The sequence below is a fragment of the Rhodococcus zopfii NBRC 100606 = JCM 9919 genome (assembly GCF_001895025.1).
Taxonomy (GTDB): domain Bacteria; phylum Actinomycetota; class Actinomycetes; order Mycobacteriales; family Mycobacteriaceae; genus Rhodococcus; species Rhodococcus zopfii.
Map to the genome: position 1 here is coordinate 1 of NZ_BCXI01000117.1, position 1,334 is coordinate 1,334.

1 protein-coding gene and 1 other annotated feature are annotated in these 1,334 nt (G+C 64.4%); the gene reads left to right on the forward strand.

Annotated elements, in window-relative coordinates; translation table 11 throughout:
• Positions 1–65: 65 nt before the first annotated feature.
• A protein-coding gene (locus RZ1_RS29370) for an IS3 family transposase (protein WP_139282082.1) occupies positions 66–1,291 on the forward strand; the annotation gives its coding sequence in 2 pieces (ribosomal slippage) (positions 66–348 and positions 348–1,291; 1,227 coding nt in all).
• Positions 335–469: a sequence feature (AL1L pseudoknot), on the forward strand. (Overlaps the previous gene by 135 nt.)
• Positions 1,292–1,334: the final 43 nt, after the last annotated feature.

The following is a 1,334-nucleotide window of genomic DNA, read 5'->3' on the forward strand; positions in this document are numbered from 1 at the left end:
TTGAATCGTCCCTGGTTTGATTGAGGGTGAGCCAGATATCCCGGAAGGATCACCCCAGAGTCATCATGGCGAACTACAAGTACCCCCAGGAACTCCGTGAGCGAGCGACGCGACTCGCCGTCGAAGCCCGCCGCGACCCGGACACCCGCACCGGCGCCATCAGCCGGATCGCCGAGCAGACCGGCGTCCACAAGGAAGCCCTGCGGACCTGGGTGCGCAAGGCCGAAGACGACGAGCTCCCGACCGAACCCGTCGACGCCGAAGCGCGCATCCGCCGCCTCGAGAAGGAGAACCGCGAACTGCGGCAGTCGATGGAGATTCTCCGCTCTGCCACAGCGTTTTTCGCGAAGGCGGAGTTCGACCGCCGACTGAAGTGATCGTCGCCTTCATCGACGAACACAAACACCGCTGGGGGATCGAACCGATCTGTCGTGTCCTTTCCGAGAACACGGAGGTCAAGATCGCCCCGGGCACCTACTACGCCTTCATCGGCCGCGAACCCAGCGCCCGTGCACGCCGGGACGCTGTCCTCAAAGAACACATCATGCGCATCCACTCCCACCCACGGATGCGGGTCTACGGGATCCGCAAGATCCACGCCCAGCTGAACCGGGAGGGCCACGACGTGGCCCGCTGCACCATCGAGCGACTCTGCCGCGAACTCGGTGTCCGCGGCACCGTGCGCGGGAAGTGGCCACGGACGACGAAGCCGGCACCGGAAACCGATCGGCCTCGTGACCTCGTCGAACGGGACTTCACGGCCACCGCACCGAACCAATTGTGGGTCGCCGATCTGACGTATGTGCGCACCCAGTCAGGATGGGTCTACGTCGCGTTCGTCCTGGATGTGTTCTCCCGCATGATCGTCGGCTGGCAGACCTCGACGCGGATGTACACCGATCTGGCTCTCGACGCGTTGAGGATGGGACTGTGGGCACGGCGACGCGCCGGTCAGGATGTCACCGGACTGGTGCATCACAGCGATCGCGGCGTGCAATACCGAGCGCTGCGCTACGCCCAGACTCTGGACCAGGCCGCGGCGGTCGCCTCGGTCGGGTCCAAGGGCGACTCCTACGACAATGCCATGGCGGAGGCGCTGAACTCGTTGTACAAGGCCGAATTGATTTTCCTCGACGGTCCCTGGACTGGCCGGGACGACGTCGAGTCCGCCACCGCGCAATGGGTGCATTGGTTCAATACCGAACGGGTCCACGGCATGCTCGAGTACCGGACTCCGGTCGAGGTCGAGACCGCCCACTACGCACCATCGCCGGCCGCCTCTGCTGCCTGAGAATTGAACACACGCTCAGCCTCAACAAAACTCGGGACTTGAC